The organism is Streptomyces sp. NPDC000594 (assembly GCF_040299965.1).
In the GTDB taxonomy this organism is placed as follows: domain Bacteria; phylum Actinomycetota; class Actinomycetes; order Streptomycetales; family Streptomycetaceae; genus Streptomyces.
In genome coordinates this window covers 69,133-85,123 of the sequence record NZ_JBEPCY010000028.1, presented here as the reverse complement: position 1 = coordinate 85,123, position 15,991 = coordinate 69,133, and the positions used below count along the sequence as shown (strand labels likewise).

Here is a 15,991-nt window from a genome sequence, read left to right as displayed (position 1 = left end):
GGGGGGTTGTGTCCGCATTCATAGGGTGCTGTACGAAACGTTCTCCGAGCGCGCCATCCACTTGTCGATACGGCCGATCACCCAGCGAATACACCCCCCGAACGGCCCGGTGAAAGCCTCCGCCGCACGCCGACTAGTGTCATCGCGGGTCTTCGCCGCACCCCGACGCGCCCCTCGGTCGTACAGCCGCCGTGAACAGGGCCGACCGCCCTGCCCCACCGGTCCCACCGGACCACCCCCCACGGCAGCGGCGGAGCCTCCCGTACAGCCTGAAATCCCGGTGCCGGATGAGGAGAACGTCCAGGATGAACCGTAAGACTCTGGTGGTGCCGGCCGTGGTGGGCCTGCTCGCCCCCGTCCTCGTCGCCTGCGGCGCGACGGACAGCGGCAGCGGCGGCGGCGACGCCATGGTCGTGGGCACCACGGACCAGATCGTCGCCAACAAGCAGGGCCCCGCGCCCCTCGACCCGGCGTTCGCCTATGACACCGGCTCCTGGAACGTCCTCCGCCAGACCCTCCAGACGCTGATGCACGCCCCCCGGGGCGGTGGCGCCCCCGTCCCCGACGCGGCCCAGTCCTGCGAATTCACCGACAACGCCTCCCAGAGCTACCGGTGCAAGATCCGCGACGGGCTGAAGTTCTCCGACGGCACCGAGGTCACCGCCGAGGACGTCAGGTTCTCCATCGAGCGCATCCTCGACATCAAGAACCCCAACGGTGCCGCCGCCCTGCTGACGAACATCGACGCCGTCGAGGTGAAGAACGAGCGCGAGATCGTCTTCCATCTGAAGACCCCGGACGCGACCTTCCCGTTCAAGCTCTCCACCCCGGCCGCCGCCATCGTCAGCAAGAAGAAGTACGACGGCAAGAAGCTCCGCGACGGCTTCGAGGTCGACGGCTCCGGCCCGTACACCATGAAGGCCGAGACCGAGAACGGCCGGGTCACCAAGGTCGTCTTCAGCCGGAACGCGTCGTACACCGGGGACGTCAAGCTCCAGAACGACAAGATCGAACTGCGGATGTTCGACGACTCCGGGGCCATGACCAAGGCGCTGGAGAAGGGCGACATCGACATCGCCACCCGGGAGATGTCCGCCGCCCAGATCAAGGGGATGCTGGACAACCCGAACAAGGACATCCAGCTCACCGAGCTGCCCGGACTCTCCATCCAGTACCTGGCCTTCAACACCGACCACCCCTCGGTCCGTGACAAGGCCGTCCGCCAGGCCATGGCCACCCTCATCGACCGGGGCCAGATCGCCGGACAGGTCTACAGCGCCACCGCCGAGCCGCTCTACTCGCTCATCCCGGCCAGCATCGGCGCCCACAAGAACGCCTTCTACAACAAGTACGGCGACCCGGACCTCAAGCGGGCCAAGAACCTCCTGGCGAAGGCCAACATCACCACCCCGGTGAAGCTCACCCTCCACTTCGCGGAGGACCGGTACAACGTCAAGGAGTACGAGCTGATCCGCGATCAGCTCAACCGCTCCGGGCTCTTCGAGACCTCCATCAAGAGCGCCGAGTGGGACGAGTTCCGGGACGCCGGACAGCGCGGTGACTACGCCGTCTACGGCCTCGGCTGGGTCCCCGACTTCCCGGACCCGGACAACTACATCGCCCCCTTCCTGGAGAAGGACAACTTCCTCGGCTCGCCGTACTCCAACTCCGAGGCGCTCAAGCTGATACCGCAGTCCCGCCGTGAGGCCGACCGCACCGCCGCCAACGACACCTTCGCCCGCCTCCAGGACATCGTCGCCGAGGACGTTCCGGTCCTCCCGCTCTGGCAGGGCAAGCAGTACGTCGCCTCCCGCAAGGGCATCAACGGCGTCGAGCGCCTCCTCAACGGAAGCTCCGACCTCCAGCTCTGGGAGCTGAACAACAGCCGCCGCTGATCCGCCCGACAGCGGCCGGAACGACAGCGGCGGCGGTGATCCCCCAGGGGGACCACCGCCGCTGCTGTCGTAGCGCCGTACGGCCCGTGCCGGGTGGCTACTGCTGGCCGCCCGGACGGACCAGACCGCTCTCGTACGCGTACACCGCCGCCTGGACGCGGTCCCGCAGCCCCAGCTTGGTCAGCACATGGCCCACATGGGTCTTCACGGTGGTCTCGCTGACGAACAGATCCGCCGCGATCTCCGCGTTCGACAGGCCCCGGGACACCAGCTTCAGCACCTCCACCTCACGGTCGGTGAGGGTGTGCAGGGTGTCCGGCACGGGCTCCTCGCCCGACGGCAGATGCCCCGCGTACTTGTCCAGCAGCCGCCGGGTGATGCTCGGGGCGAGCATCGCCTCGCCCGCCGCCACCACCCGGATCGCCTGCACCAGCTCATGCGCCGGGGCGTCCTTCAGCAGAAACCCGCTCGCCCCCGCGCGCAGCGCCTCCACCACGTACTCGTCCAGATCGAAGGTCGTCAGCACCAGCACCTTCGCCGGGCCGTCCCGCTCCGGGCCGGTGATCTGGCGGGTCGCCTCCACGCCGTCCATCCGGGGCATCCGGATGTCCATCAGCACCACATCGGGCTGGAGCGCCCGCACCTGGTCCAGCGCCTGAAGGCCGTCCCCGGCCTCCCCGACGACCGCGATGTCCTGCTCGGCCTCCAGGATCATGCGGAAACCGGTACGCAGCAACGGCTGGTCATCGACCAGCAGAACGCGGATGGCCACGGGCAACTCCTCACAGTCGGTCGCCCCCCATTCTGCCCTGATCCCCCGGGCCGCCGTCGGCCGGGGAAACCGGGAAACGATCACTCCCCGGGGGCGGGCCCGCCCCCGGCCACCACCGGCAGCGGATAGACCGGCGGTGTCCCCCCGAACTCCGGACAGACCGCCTGGTGGTCGCACCAGCCGCACAGCTTGGTCGGCCGGGGCCGCCAGTCGCCCGTCTCCGTCGCATGCCGGATCGCCTCCCAGAGCGCCAGCAGCTTCCGCTCCACGCGCTCCAGATCCGCCGGCACCGGGTCGTACGTCAGCACATCGCCGCTCCCCAGATAGACCAGCTGCAACCGGCGCGGCACGACCCCCTTCAGCCGCCAGATCACCAGCGCGTAGAAGTGCATCTGGAAGAGCGCGCCCTCGCTGTACTCCGGACGCGGCGCCTTCCCCGTCTTGTAGTCGACGATCCGGACCTCGCCCGTCGGGGCCACGTCCACCCGGTCGATCACGCCCCGCAGCCGCAGCCCCGACGCCAGATCCACCTCCACGAACATCTCCCGCTCGGCCGGCTCCAGGCGGGTCGGATCCTCCAGCGAGAACCACCGCTCCACCAGCGACTCCGCCTCCGCGAGCCACCCCGCGAGCCGGTCGCCGCCGCTCCCGGCCGTGCTCCCGGCCGTGCTGTCGTCCGGGCCGAACAGCCCGGCCAGCTCCGGACGCTCCGCCAGCAGCCGGTCCCACTGGCCCGGCACCAGCGACCGCGCCCTGCTCGCCGTGCGCTCCGCCGCGGGTACGTCGAAGAGCCGCTCCAGGACCGCGTGCACCAGCGTGCCCCGGGTCGCGGCGGGGCTCGGCTGCTCCGGCAGCCGGTCGATCACCCGAAACCGATACAGAAGCGGACACCGCATAAAGTCGCTCGCCCGCGACGGCGACAACGACGCCGGCGGCGTGCCCGTCGCCACCCCTTCACCCGTACTCATGACCACGACCCTACGGCCCGCCACTGACAGCGAGCGCAATACCATCGACGGAAGAGGACAGCGCACCCCCCGCACCCCGAAGGGAACCCGTGAACGAGGACGGCACACGAGACGAGCGCGCCCGCGCCGAGGCCCAGGGAAGCGACCCCCAGGGTCACCAGGGCCCCGACCCCGGACGCAAACGCCCCGACGGGCCCGGCGGCGGCATCCTCATGGGCCGCCCCTTCGGTGTCCCCGTCTACGTCGCCCCCAGCTGGTTCCTCGTCGCGGCCCTGATCACCTGGGTCTTCGGCGGCCAGCTCGACCGGGTCCTGCCGGAGCTGGGCAATCTCCGCTATCTCGTCTCCCTCTTCTTCGCCGTCGCCTTCTACGCCTCCGTCCTCGTCCACGAGCTGGCCCACACGGTCGCCGCCCTCCGGTTCAAGCTCCCCGTACGCCGTATCCAGCTCCAGTTCTTCGGCGGGGTCTCCGAGATCGAGAAGGAGAGCGAGACCCCCGGCCGCGAGTTCATCCTCGCCTTCGTCGGGCCGCTGCTCTCCCTCGTCCTCGCCGGCGTCTTCTACCTCGGCATGCAGGCGGTCGAGCCGGGCACCGTCCCCGGTGTCCTGCTCGCCGGGCTGATGATCTCCAACCTGATCGTCGCCGCCTTCAATCTGCTGCCCGGCCTCCCGCTCGACGGCGGCAGAATGCTCCGCGCCGTCGTCTGGAAGATCACCGGCAACCCCATGACCGGCACCGTCGCCGCCGCCTGGGTCGGCCGCGGCCTCGCCATCGCCGTCCTCATCGGCCTCCCCCTCCTCACCCACACCGGCGCCCTCGGCAACCCCGCCCAGGACATCGGCGGCACCGAGACCGTCACCGACGCGCTGCTCGCCGCCATCCTCGCCGCCATCATCTGGACCGGCGCCGGAAACAGCCTCCGCATGGCCCGGCTGCGCGAGCACCTCCCCGACCTCGCCGCCCGCACCCTCACCCGGCGGGCCGTCCCCGTCCAGGGCGACACCCCCCTCTCCGAGGCGCTGCGCCGGGCCAACGAGGCGGGAGCCCGTGCCCTGGTCGTGGTCGACGGACAGGGCGAGCCCACCGGCCTGGTCCGCGAGACGGCCATCGTCTCCGTCCCCGAGCACCGCCGCCCCTGGGTCGCGGTCAGCGGGCTCGCCCAGGACCTCACCGACGGCATGCGGGTCCCCGCGGACCTCGCCGGCGAGGCCCTCCTCGACCGGCTGCGCTCCTCGCCCGCCACCGAATACCTCGTGATCGAGAAGACCGGGGAGATCTTCGGCGTCCTCGCCACCGCCGATGTCGAGAAGGCCTTCGTGGACGCCATGGCCCGCCACCACCACTGACCGGGCGGGCCGCCGCCCCGGCCCCCGCGACCCGGCCCCGGTCCGGTCCCGGCCCTGGTCCCCGCCCACCCGGACCGCCCACGTCCACACCCCGCCCCCACGCCCGGTACCCTGGTCACATGTCCGAACCGACCGGTGCCGCCCGCCGACGCGGGCCCTTCAAGGTCGGGGACCAGGTCCAGCTCACCGACCCCAAGGGACGCCACTACACGTTCACGCTCGAAGCCGGGAAGAACTTCCACACCCACAAGGGTTCCTTCCCGCACGACGAGCTGATCGGCTCCCCCGAGGGCAGTGTTGTCCGAACCACGGGAAACGTCGCCTACCTCGCGCTGCGCCCCCTGCTCCCCGACTACGTCCTGTCCATGCCCCGCGGCGCCGCCGTGGTCTACCCCAAGGACGCGGGGCAGATCCTGGCCTTCGCCGACATCTTCGCGGGCGCCCGCGTGGTCGAGGCGGGAGTGGGTTCCGGCTCCCTCAGCGCCTTCCTGCTGCGCGCCATCGGTGACCACGGCATGCTCCACTCCTACGAGCGCCGCGCCGACTTCGCCGAGATCGCCCAGCAGAATGTGGAGCGCTACTTCGGCGGCCCCCACCCGGCCTGGCAGCTCACCGTCGGCGATCTCCAGGACAATCTGAGCGACACCGAGGTCGACCGGGTCATCCTCGACATGCTCGCCCCCTGGGAGTGCCTGGACGCCGTCTCCAAGGCGCTCGTCCCCGGCGGCATCCTCTGCTGCTACGTGGCCACCACCACCCAGCTCGCCCGGACCGTGGAGTCCATCCGCGAGATCGGCTGCTTCGCCGAGCCGCAGCCGTGGGAATCCATGATCCGTAACTGGCATGTCGAGGGACTCGCCGTCCGCCCCGATCACCGCATGATCGGGCACACCGGCTTCCTCGTCACCGCCCGCCGTCTCGCCGACGGGGTGGAGCCGCCCATGCGCCGCCGCCGCCCCGCCAAGGGCGCCTACGGCGACGACTACGAAGGCCCCAACAAGAGCAGCTGAACACCCCGCCCCGGGACGGGGCCACGACCGTCACCGGTACCGTGACCGCCACCGGGGCCCGCGCAACACCTGGACGCCGCCGCCGACTTCCCCCACCCTGGGGGGAACTCGACGGCGGCGTCCGTACGTTCACTCACCGACGGTTACACAACCCTGACACGGAAGGGCCGCTCCGGCGGCTCCCCGCACCCGCGAGCTGTGGCACGATGCAGATCTCCCGCCCGGCAGCCACCCACAGGCCACACCTGTCCCAGGAGATCCCCACCCGTGCAGCCCGCCGACGCCCCGGACCTCGCACACACCCGGACCCGCCCCGCGCACTGGATCACCATCGCCACCGCCACCGCGGCGGTCGTCGCCCTCGCCGGACTGCTCCAGCCCGACCCCGCCACGGCCACCGCGCCACGGCCCGGTCCGGCGCCCCGGACCACCGCGGCGCCCGATCCCGCCCGGGTGACCCTGCCCCTGGACTGCGGGCAGATCACCAGCGTGATGACCGACCGGGCCACCGGGGACATCGACGGCGACGGCGCCCCCGAGACGGTGGTCGCCGCCCGCTGTGACGCGGGCTCCGGCACCCCGCCCACCGGTGTCTATGTCCTGACCACCGGCCGTGACGGCGCCCCCCGGGTCGTCGCGACCCTGCTCGCCCCCGACCTCGGGCTCACCGCCCGGCAGCTCGCCGTGCGCGACGGAGCCGTCACCGCGACGCTGCTCGGCTACTCGTCCCCCGAGGTCCCCCGTTGCTGCCCCGACCAGGAGGAGAAGGCGCACTGGAGCTGGCAGGACGGCACCTTCGTCCGCAGCGCCGACGAGCCCTCCCGCGCGCTGTGACCGACGGGCCCTCCCGGGCCCGTGATCTCCGGCCGGCGGCCCTACCCGGCGTCCGGGCCGTACACCTCGACCCTGTCCGAAACCCGCCGTACATGGATACAGTCGCCCGGACACTCCTTCGCCGAGTCCACCACATCCCGCAGCAGGGGCAGCGGGACCCGTGTGGTCGCCCCCGGATCCTGCAACAGCTCGTCCTCCGGGCTCTTCACATACGCCAGACCGTCGATGTCCAGCTCGAACACATCCGGGGCGTACTGCGCGCAGATGCCGTCCCCGGTGCAGAGGTCCTGGTCGATCCAGACCTCCAGGTCCTCGGCCGCACCGTCGGACGGGGCCTCGTGCTGCACGCTCATCTCTCCTGCCGTTTCCTGCGCGGGGCCTGACCGTGCCGACCCGCTCCCAAGCAAGTCGTGCCAGCCCTGACGGGTGTTGAACACTTCGACCTTACAACCGCCCGCTTTCCGATGTTGCTGGGTGGGTATTCCCCTGGCGTGAGGGAGAGCGCAAGGGTGAAGATCGGACACACCCCCATTGTCTTTCTGATCTAGGGGTTTCAATCACCACCCACCCAGGTAGGGTCAGAAAGCGTCCAGCTCCCCTTGGAGGAGGTGAGGACCGTGGCAGCCCACGACGACGACATCAACCGCGGCATCCGGCCGGGGCGGGGGTCCGAAGACCCCGCCGGCCAGGTCGCCTACCTGGAGCAGGAGATCGCCGTCCTGCGCCGCAAGCTCGCCGACTCTCCGCGCCATACGAGGATTCTCGAAGAGCGCATCGTCGAGCTTCAGACCAACCTGGCCGGCGTGTCCGCACAGAACGAACGACTCGCGAACACACTCCGTGAGGCCCGCGACCAGATCGTGGCCCTCAAGGAGGAAGTCGACCGCCTCGCCCAGCCCCCCGCCGGCTTCGGTGTCTTCCTGCACGCCAACGAGGACGGCACCTGCGACATCTTCACGGGAGGCCGCAAGCTCAGGGTCAATGTCAGCCCCAGCGTCGAGCCCGACGAACTGCGCCGCGGCCAGGAAGTCATGCTCAACGAGGCACTCAATGTGGTCGAGGCCATGGCCTTCGAGCGCGCCGGGGACATCGTCACCCTCAAGGAGATCCTGGAGGACGGCGAGCGCGCCCTGGTCGTCGGCCACACCGACGAGGAGCGTGTCGTCCGCCTCGCCGAACCCCTGCTGAACACCGTCATCAGGCCCGGCGACGCCCTCCTCCTCGAACCCCGCTCCGGCTATGTCTACGAGGTCGTCCCCAAGAGCGAGGTCGAGGAACTCGTTCTGGAGGAGGTCCCCGATGTCGACTACGAGAAGATCGGCGGCCTCGGGGATCAGATCGAGCTCATCCGCGACGCGGTCGAGCTGCCCTATCTCCACCCCGACCTCTTCAAGGAACACGAGCTGCGCCCGCCCAAGGGCATCCTGCTCTACGGTCCGCCCGGCTGCGGCAAGACACTGATCGCCAAGGCCGTGGCCAACTCCCTCGCCAAGAAGGTGGCCGAGGTCACCGGCCAGCCCGCCGGCAAGAGCTACTTCCTGAACATCAAGGGCCCCGAGCTGCTCAACAAGTACGTCGGCGAGACCGAGCGGCATATCCGCCTGGTCTTCCAGCGGGCCCGGGAGAAGGCGAGCGAGGGCACCCCCGTCATCGTCTTCTTCGATGAGATGGAGTCCCTCTTCCGCACCCGCGGCTCCGGGGTCAGCTCGGACGTGGAGAACACCATCGTCCCCCAGCTGCTCGCGGAGATCGACGGCGTCGAGGGCCTGGAGAACGTGATCGTCATCGGTGCCTCCAACCGTGAGGACATGATCGATCCCGCGATCCTCCGGCCGGGCCGTCTCGATGTGAAGATCAAGATCGAGCGCCCGGACGCCGAGGCGGCGCGGGACATCTTCGCCAAGTACCTCACGGCCACGCTCCCGCTCCATGCCGACGATCTCGCGGAGCACAACGGCTCCAAGGCCGGCGCCGCTCACGCCATGATCCAGTCGGTGGTCGAGCAGATGTACGCGGAGACCGAGGAGAACCGCTTCCTGGAGGTCACCTATGCCAACGGTGACAAGGAAGTCCTCTACTTCAAGGACTTCAACTCCGGAGCGATGATCCAGAACATTGTGGACCGGGCCAAGAAAATGGCCATCAAGGCATTCCTCGACCATGACCAGAAAGGCATCCGGGTCTCCCACCTCCTCCAGGCGTGCGTGGACGAGTTCAAGGAGAACGAGGACCTGCCCAACACCACCAACCCGGACGACTGGGCCCGTATCTCCGGCAAGAAGGGCGAGCGGATCGTCTTCATCCGTACCCTGGTCACCGGAAAGCAGGGCGCCGACACGGGCCGCTCCATCGACACGGTCGCGAACACCGGCCAGTACCTGTAAAGCACACCGGCTGCGGGTGTCCCGGCCCCGGGGCACCCGCAGCCGGTGTCTTTCCCCCTACCGGCCCACCGGTCCCGCCGACCGCGTCAGCCACACCGCGACAAAGACGAAAACGATCTCCCCAGCAGCGCGGAGCCGTTCTAGGCTCTTCGGTACCGCCGGACCGCGCACCGCGGGGACGGGCACCGCATGCGCACCGGAGCACCAGCGGTACTTGAGCGTCACCCCCGGACGGGGGCGACGCAGGGCAAGGAGGGCCGCATGACCGTACGGCGAGTAATGGGTATCGAGACGGAGTACGGCATCTCCGTCCCGGGCCACCCGAACGCCAATGCCATGCTCACCTCGTCCCAGATCGTCAACGCCTACGCGGCGGCGATGCACCGGGCGCGACGCGCCCGCTGGGACTTCGAGGAGGAGAATCCGCTGCGGGACGCCCGCGGCTTCGACCTCGCCCGCGAGGCCGCCGACTCCAGTCAGCTCACCGACGAGGACATCGGTCTGGCCAATGTGATCCTCACCAATGGGGCCAGGCTCTACGTCGACCACGCGCACCCCGAGTACAGCTCCCCGGAGATCACCAACCCCCGGGACGCCGTCCTCTGGGACAAGGCGGGCGAGCGGATCATGGCCGAGGCCGCCGAGCGGGCGGCCCAGCTCCCCGGCGCCCAGCCCATCCATCTCTACAAGAACAACACCGACAACAAGGGCGCCTCCTACGGGACGCACGAGAACTACCTGATGAAGCGGGAGACCCCGTTCTCCGACATCGTGCGCCACCTCACCCCGTTCTTCGTCTCCCGCCAGGTCGTCACCGGCGCCGGACGCGTCGGCATCGGCCAGGACGGCCGTGAGAACGGCTTCCAGATCAGTCAGCGGGCCGATTACTTCGAGGTCGAGGTGGGTCTGGAGACCACCCTCAAGCGCCCCATCATCAATACCCGCGACGAGCCCCACGCGGACGCGGAGAAGTACCGGCGGCTCCATGTGATCATCGGGGACGCCAATCTCTCGGAGATCTCGACCTATCTCAAGCTGGGCACCACCGCACTGGTCCTCTCCATGATCGAGGACGGCTTCATCGCCGTCGACCTCGCCGTCGACCAGCCCGTACGCACCCTCCACCACATCTCCCACGACCCCGGTCTCCAGTACCTGGTCACCCTGCGCAGCGGCCGGACACTCACCGCGGTCCAGTTGCAGATGGAGTACTACGAGCTGGCCAGGAAGTATGTGGAGGAGCGGTTCGGGGCCGACGCCGACGACCAGACCCGGGATGTGCTCACCCGCTGGGAGGACACGCTCAACCGGCTGGAGAACGACCCCATGAGCCTCGCCGGCGAGCTGGACTGGGTGGCCAAGAAGGAGCTGATGGAGGGGTACCGCCGCAGGGACGGCCTGGACTGGGACGCCGCCCGGCTGCATCTGGTCGATCTCCAGTACGCCGATGTACGGCCCGACAAGGGCCTCTACAACCGTCTCGCCGCCCGGGGCCGGATGAAGCGGCTGCTGGACGAGGAGGACGTCCTCGCGGCCTGCACCCGGCCGCCCGAGGACACCCGCGCCTACTTCCGGGGCCGCTGTCTGGAGCAGTACGCCGACGATGTCGCCGCGGCCTCCTGGGACTCGGTGATCTTCGATCTCCCGGGCCGGGACTCCCTCCAGCGGGTGCCGACCCTGGAGCCCCTGCGCGGTACCCGGGCCCATGTGAAGGAGCTGCTCGACCGCTGCCGGACCGCCGAGGATCTGGTCCGGGTGCTCTCGGGCGGCTAAAAGACCCCGGGCCGGGAATCATCTCCGGTAACCCGGAAATCTCCAGCGGCCACCGGGAACTATCGGCACGGTCCCCGGACGTTGAGGAAAGTACGAGGCCGATGTCGGACCTGGCTTGTAGGGTCTGATCTCAAGAGGAACGAACTCACGTCAGGGCGATACCGAGCGGGGTGAGGGACATGGCGACCAACGAAACCGGTGGCGGTCAGCAGAAGGCCACGCGTTCCACTGAGGAGACCGAGGAGCAGGCGCAGGATGCGCAGGTTTCCGAGGACCTCAAGGAAAGGCAGGAAAAGCTCTCCGAGGACGTCGATTCCGTGCTGGATGAAATTGACGATGTCCTGGAAGAAAATGCCGAGGACTTTGTGCGCTCCTTTGTCCAAAAAGGTGGGGAATAGGGAGACATGTCCGGCTTGATGTCGGGAGATCGTGCCCGGCGTATCGGCGGCCCGGCCGTCGTTCCGCGCCCGGCCGGCCGGCGGGCGGATCGGCGTGCGCCGGGTCCGTCCGGCGGCCCGGCCCGCGCATGTGGATCACCGCCCCAGGGCGGGTAGGGTCCCTGGCGTACTGTGCTTCAACTGCGATTCGGCCATCGGCACGTTGGGAGAGGATCCCAGCACCGTCCGCCGGGCTGCCGCCTACATGGAAGGAAACCCGTGGAAGCCAATACCCGTGGCACCGGGCGTCTGCCAGCTGCCTTCCTGACGCCTGGCTCCTCCTCCTTCATGGATTTCCTGGGGGAGCACGTTCCGGAGCTGCTGCCGGGACGGCGCACGCTCCCGCAGACCCAGGGAGTCTTCGAGGCGCCGCACGGGACGACGATCGTCGCGGCGAGCTATCCCGGCGGTGTGGTCCTGGCCGGTGACCGCCGTGCCACGATGGGGAACATGATCGCCCAGCGCGACATGGAGAAGGTCTTCCCCGCCGACGAGTACTCGGCCGTGGGCATCGCGGGCACCGCCGGTCTCGCGGTGGAGATGGTGAAGCTCTTCCAGCTGGAGCTGGAGCACTTCGAGAAGGTGGAGGGCACCCAGCTCTCCCTGGAGGGCAAGGCCAACCGCCTGTCGGCCATGATCCGGGGCAATCTCGGCATGGCCATGCAGGGGCTCGCCGTGGTCCCCCTCTTCGCCGGGTACGACGTGGACCGGGGCAAGGGCCGGATCTTCTCGTACGACGTGACCGGCGGGCGCTCGGAGGAGCAGGGCTTCGCCGCCACCGGCTCCGGTTCGGTCTTCGCCCGGGGCTCGCTCAAGAAGCTCTACCGCGACGACCTCACCCAGGAGCAGGTCACCACGCTGGTGGTGCAGGCGCTCTACGACGCCGCGGACGACGACTCGGCGACCGGCGGGCCGGATGTGGCCCGGCGGATCTATCCGCTGATCACGGTGATCGACGAGGAGGGCGCGCGACGGCTCACCGCGGAGGAGTCCTCCCGGATCGCGCGCGCGGTCGTGGATCATCGCCTGGAGCAGCCCGACGGCCCGCGTGCCGCGCTGCTCTGAGCCATGCGGATGTTTCCCCAGCCATTGACAGAAAGGGACGGATAGCCGGTGACGACGCCGTTCTACGTTTCGCCCGCACAGGCCATGCAGGACCGGGCGGAATACGCTCGGAAGGGCATCGCCCGTGGTCGCAGCCTGGTGGTGCTGCAATACGCCGATGGCATCGTCTTCGTCGGTGAGAACCCGTCCCGCGCGCTGCACAAGTTCAGCGAGATCTACGACCGGATCGGTTTCGCCGCGGCGGGCAAGTACAACGAGTACGAGAATCTGCGGATCGGCGGGGTGCGCTACGCCGATCTGCGCGGGTACACCTACGACCGCGACGATGTGACCGCCCGCGGTCTGGCGAATGTGTACGCACAGACGCTGGGCACCATCTTCTCCAGTGCGGCGGAGAAGCCGTACGAGGTGGAGCTGGTGGTGGCCGAGGTCGGCGCCACTCCGGAGGGTGACCAGATCTACCGGCTGCCCCATGACGGATCCATCGTCGACGAGCACGGCTCGGTCGCCGTCGGGGGGAGCGCGGAGCAGATCAGCGCCTTCCTGGACCAGCGGCACCGGGACGGGATGACGCTGGCGGAGGCGCTCAAGCTGGCGGTGCAGGCCCTGTCCAACCAGGCCAATGGCGCGGACCGGGAGATCCCCGCCGACCGCCTGGAGGTCGCGGTACTGGACCGTACCCGTCCGCAGAAGCGGAAGTTCAAGCGCATCGTGGGCGGTCAGCTCACCCGGCTGCTGGAGGGCGACGCCGGTGCGGCCGAGTCGTCCCCGGAGGACGAGCCGGGTGCGGACGGGACCGAGAAGAGCGAGGAGAGCGGGGCGAGCGGGGAGTAGCCCGTTCGGCCGTGCTTCCCGGTGGTGCCCCGGATCCGCTCGTGGTCGCGAGCGGATCCGGGGCACCACTGTGTTCCGGGGCCGGGGCCGGGGCCGGGGCCGGGGCGAGGGCGTGGGCCGGGGCTGGAACCGGGGCCGGGCGCGGGTCGGCCCGGCGGGCTGGGAGGCGCCGGTCAGCCGGTCGTGCCGGCGGGGGCGGGGCCGGTGGAGCCCCGGAGGACGAGTTCCACGGGCAGGTCGCCCCGGGCGGGCGCCCGGTGGTCCAGCACATCGAGCAGGGCCCGCATCCCCCGTTCGCCGACCTCCTCGGCGGGGAGCCGGACCGTGGTCAGCTCCGGCTCGACGGCGGTGGCCAGGGCGAGGTCGTCGAAGCCGCTGACGGAGAGGTCCCCGGGGACCCGCAGCCCGAGACGGCGCGCGGCCTTGCAGGCCCCCGCCGCCAGGATGTCGCCGTCGCAGACGACGGCGGTGGGCCGGGGCCCGGGGCCGGTGAGCGCGGCCTCCGCGGCCTCCCGCGCGGCGGTCACGTCGAAGGCCGCCCGGACGGTCCGCAGCGAGGTACCGGGGGCGGCGCCGAGCGCCTCGCCGAGGGCCCGGTGGCGCAGCCGGAAGGTCCAGGAGTCCACCTCGGAGGCGAGGTGGAGGAAGTCCCGGTGGCCCAGGCCGAGGAGATGGCCGGCGACCTGGCGGATGCCGTCGGTGATGTCCAGATTCACATGGGCGGCGGCGCCCGGCTCCGCGGGATCGCTGTCGAGCATGACCAGGGGGAGGCCGCTGCCGTGCAGGGCGGTCAGGGCGGAGGTGGCCATGGAGGAGGCGATCACCCCGTCGAGGGCGGCGCGGGCCGAGGGGAAGGGGTCCTTGGCGGGCCCGGTGCCGTCGGGGGAGGGGTAGACGACGACACCGAAGCCATGGCGGTCGGCGACCCGGGCGGCGCCGGTGTAGACCCGGGCGAAGAACTCGTTGGTGAGCGCGGGGATGACCAGCAGGGCGGTCCGGGTGCGGCCCAGGCGCAGATTGCGGGCGGCGAGGTTGGGCCGGTAGCCGAGGGCCCGGGCGGCCTCGCGGACGGTCTCCGCGGTGCGCTCGGAGACCCGGCCGCGCCATTTCTCCCCGAGGACGAGGGAGACGGTCGCCTGCGAGACCCCGGCCGCGCGGGCGACATCCCGGCTGGTGGGGCGGGCGGCCCCGGGGGACCCTTCGCCGTGGTCCTGCCGCGGCCGGGCGGTGGCCCCGTCGGTCATATGCGCTCTCTCCGTGCCGTGGCCCCGTGGACCCGCGGCCTCCGTTCATGGTACGTATGACCTCGCCAAGTTATACGTAACACCTCGGCCGGGGCCGGGGAGGAATGGGGTGGCACATGGGTGCGGGGGTCACCGGGGGCGCCGGGAGCGCCGGATACGCCGACGTCCTGCGGACGCCGTATGCCCTGCGGCTGCTCACCGGCACCCTGGTGGGCCGGCTGCCGCATGCGACGGGTCCGGTGGCCCTGGTGCTGTTCACCCGGGCCGAGGGCGGCGGCTACGGCCTGGCCGGCGGGCTCGCGGCGGCCTATGGCATCGCCACGGCGGTGGGCCAGCCGCTGCTGGGCCGGGCGGTGGACCTGCGGGGGCAGCTGAGGGTCCAGCTGCCCGCCGCCGTGGTGTCGGCGCTGGCCATGGCGGTGCTGGCGGTGGCGGGCGTGGGCTCGCTGCCGCTCGCCTATGCGGCGGTGGCGGTGGCCGGGCTCTTCACCCCGCCGCTGGAGGGCGGGCTGCGGGCGCTCTGGCCCGCGGTGCTGGTCCACCGGGACCGGGTGCACCGGGCGTACGCCCTGGACGCGGTGGCCCAGGAGGTGATGTTCACCGTGGGCCCGCTCATGATCACGCTCTTTGTCTCCTGGTGGTCGGCGGGGGCGGCGCTGCTGGTGATCAACGCCATCGGGTTGGCGGGCGCGCTGGCGGTGGTGACCTCGGCGCCGTCGCTGGCCTGGCGGTCGGCGCCCCGGGAGGCGCACTGGCTGGGGGCCCTGCGCTCCGGCGGGCTGCTGGCGCTGCTGGGGTCGTTCTTCTTCGTGGGGCTCGCCCTGGGGTCGATCACGGTGGCGGGCGTCGCGTACGCGGACGACACCGGCCGCGAGGAGGTGTACGGCTGGCTGCTGGCGGCCCTGAGCTTCGGCGCCCTGGTGGGTGGTGTGGTGTACGGGGCGCGCCCGTGGGCCGGTGCCCCGGAGCGGCGGCTGCGGGTGCTGATGGCGCTGCTGGCGGCCGGATATCTGCCGCTGGCGCTGACCCCGGGGGTGGTGCCGATGCTGGCGCTGTCGGTGGTCTCCGGGCTGTTTCTCGCTCCCGCCCTCGCCTGCGGGTTCGTGGTGGTGGACCGGCACGCCCCGGAGGGGACGGTGACGGAGGCCTTCTCCTGGCTGGTGACGACGTTCGGGGTGGGCACCGCCGCCGGTACGGCGGTCGCGGGCCCGGTGGTGGAGGGGGCCCCGACCTCCTGGGGTTTCGCGGTGGCGGGCGCGGGCGGGGTCGCGGCGCTGCTGGTGCTGACGGCGACCCGGCGGGTCCTCGCCGCGCCCGGTCATGGCCGGGAAGTGGCGGGTTCGGCGGAGCACGGTTCGGGCCGGTCAGCGGAAAATGATCGTAATGGGGCCGCCGAACCCGGTTTCAGCTGCGGTTCCGAGGCGTAATG

Annotated in this window: 15 protein-coding genes; 11 read left to right on the top strand and 4 right to left on the bottom strand. The window is 70.6% G+C overall.

Annotation, left to right across the window (positions count from 1 at the left end):
- Positions 1-305 precede the first annotated feature (305 nt).
- Complete coding sequence (locus tag ABT354_RS28845) at positions 306-1,895, top strand: ABC transporter substrate-binding protein (RefSeq protein ID WP_351499046.1); 1,590 nt, start codon at positions 306-308, stop codon at positions 1,893-1,895.
- Positions 1,896-1,992: 97 nt separating this feature from the next.
- Here ABT354_RS28845 and ABT354_RS28840 read toward each other — a convergent pair whose 3' ends face one another.
- Together ABT354_RS28840 and ABT354_RS28835 are read right to left on the bottom strand one after the other, a co-directional pair.
- Positions 1,993-2,667, bottom strand: coding sequence for a response regulator (locus ABT354_RS28840; RefSeq protein WP_351499044.1), 675 nt, complete (start codon positions 2,665-2,667; stop codon positions 1,993-1,995).
- An 80-nt stretch (positions 2,668-2,747) separates the two neighbouring features.
- Positions 2,748-3,680: a RecB family exonuclease gene (locus ABT354_RS28835; RefSeq protein ID WP_502983519.1), complete on the bottom strand. Its 933-nt coding sequence runs from the start codon at positions 3,678-3,680 to the stop codon at positions 2,748-2,750.
- 44 nt (positions 3,681-3,724) lie between these two features.
- Between ABT354_RS28835 and ABT354_RS28830 the strand changes: the two genes are divergently transcribed.
- The 3 genes from ABT354_RS28830 (at position 3,725) to ABT354_RS28820 (ending at position 6,825) form a co-directional block, all read left to right on the top strand.
- Positions 3,725-4,981 carry a site-2 protease family protein gene (locus tag ABT354_RS28830; RefSeq protein WP_351499040.1) on the top strand — a complete coding sequence of 419 codons (1,257 nt, stop codon included), beginning with the start codon at positions 3,725-3,727 and terminating at the stop codon, positions 4,979-4,981.
- Between the two features lie 119 nt (positions 4,982-5,100).
- Positions 5,101-5,991 (top strand): tRNA (adenine-N1)-methyltransferase, encoded by an 891-nt coding sequence (locus ABT354_RS28825; RefSeq protein ID WP_351499038.1) that lies wholly within the window; start codon positions 5,101-5,103, stop codon positions 5,989-5,991.
- Positions 5,992-6,258: 267 nt separating this feature from the next.
- Complete coding sequence (locus ABT354_RS28820) at positions 6,259-6,825, top strand: hypothetical protein (protein ID WP_351499036.1); 567 nt, start codon at positions 6,259-6,261, stop codon at positions 6,823-6,825.
- 41 nt (positions 6,826-6,866) lie between these two features.
- Here the strand turns inward: ABT354_RS28820 and ABT354_RS28815 are convergent, their stop codons facing one another.
- Positions 6,867-7,178: a ferredoxin gene (locus tag ABT354_RS28815; protein WP_351499034.1), complete on the bottom strand. Its 312-nt coding sequence runs from the start codon at positions 7,176-7,178 to the stop codon at positions 6,867-6,869.
- Between the two features lie 264 nt (positions 7,179-7,442).
- Here ABT354_RS28815 and arc point away from each other — a divergent pair, with 264 nt between their 5' ends.
- The 6 genes from arc to prcA all read left to right on the top strand — a co-directional run bounded on the left by arc (position 7,443) and on the right by prcA (position 13,318).
- Positions 7,443-9,209, top strand: coding sequence for a proteasome ATPase (gene arc, locus ABT354_RS28810; protein WP_351499032.1), 1,767 nt, complete (start codon positions 7,443-7,445; stop codon positions 9,207-9,209).
- 261 nt (positions 9,210-9,470) lie between these two features.
- Positions 9,471-10,982, top strand: a complete 1,512-nt coding sequence (gene dop / locus ABT354_RS28805; protein ID WP_351499030.1) for a depupylase/deamidase Dop — start codon at positions 9,471-9,473, stop codon at positions 10,980-10,982.
- Positions 10,983-11,161: 179 nt separating this feature from the next.
- On the top strand, positions 11,162-11,380 hold the full coding sequence (locus ABT354_RS28800; protein WP_351499028.1) for a ubiquitin-like protein Pup: 219 nt from the start codon (positions 11,162-11,164) through the stop codon (positions 11,378-11,380).
- A 31-nt stretch (positions 11,381-11,411) separates the two neighbouring features.
- Positions 11,412-11,687: an endonuclease domain-containing protein gene (locus ABT354_RS28795; RefSeq protein ID WP_351499026.1), complete on the top strand. Its 276-nt coding sequence runs from the start codon at positions 11,412-11,414 to the stop codon at positions 11,685-11,687.
- The gene (prcB, locus tag ABT354_RS28790) at positions 11,639-12,484 is read left to right on the top strand and encodes a proteasome subunit beta (RefSeq protein ID WP_351499024.1); all 846 of its coding nucleotides are present in this window, start codon (positions 11,639-11,641) and stop codon (positions 12,482-12,484) included. The genes ABT354_RS28795 and prcB overlap by 49 nt, the downstream gene beginning before the upstream one ends.
- A 48-nt stretch (positions 12,485-12,532) precedes the next feature.
- On the top strand, positions 12,533-13,318 hold the full coding sequence (prcA, locus tag ABT354_RS28785; protein WP_351499022.1) for a proteasome subunit alpha: 786 nt from the start codon (positions 12,533-12,535) through the stop codon (positions 13,316-13,318).
- Between the two features lie 173 nt (positions 13,319-13,491).
- On the opposite strand, the gene ABT354_RS28780 is transcribed toward prcA, so the two are convergent.
- Positions 13,492-14,562, bottom strand: a complete 1,071-nt coding sequence (locus tag ABT354_RS28780; protein ID WP_351499020.1) for a LacI family DNA-binding transcriptional regulator — start codon at positions 14,560-14,562, stop codon at positions 13,492-13,494.
- A 116-nt stretch (positions 14,563-14,678) separates the two neighbouring features.
- On the opposite strand from ABT354_RS28780, the gene ABT354_RS28775 reads away from it, so the two are divergent.
- The gene (locus tag ABT354_RS28775) at positions 14,679-15,989 is read left to right on the top strand and encodes an MFS transporter (protein ID WP_351499018.1); all 1,311 of its coding nucleotides are present in this window, start codon (positions 14,679-14,681) and stop codon (positions 15,987-15,989) included.
- The last annotated feature ends 2 nt before the right edge of the window (positions 15,990-15,991 follow it).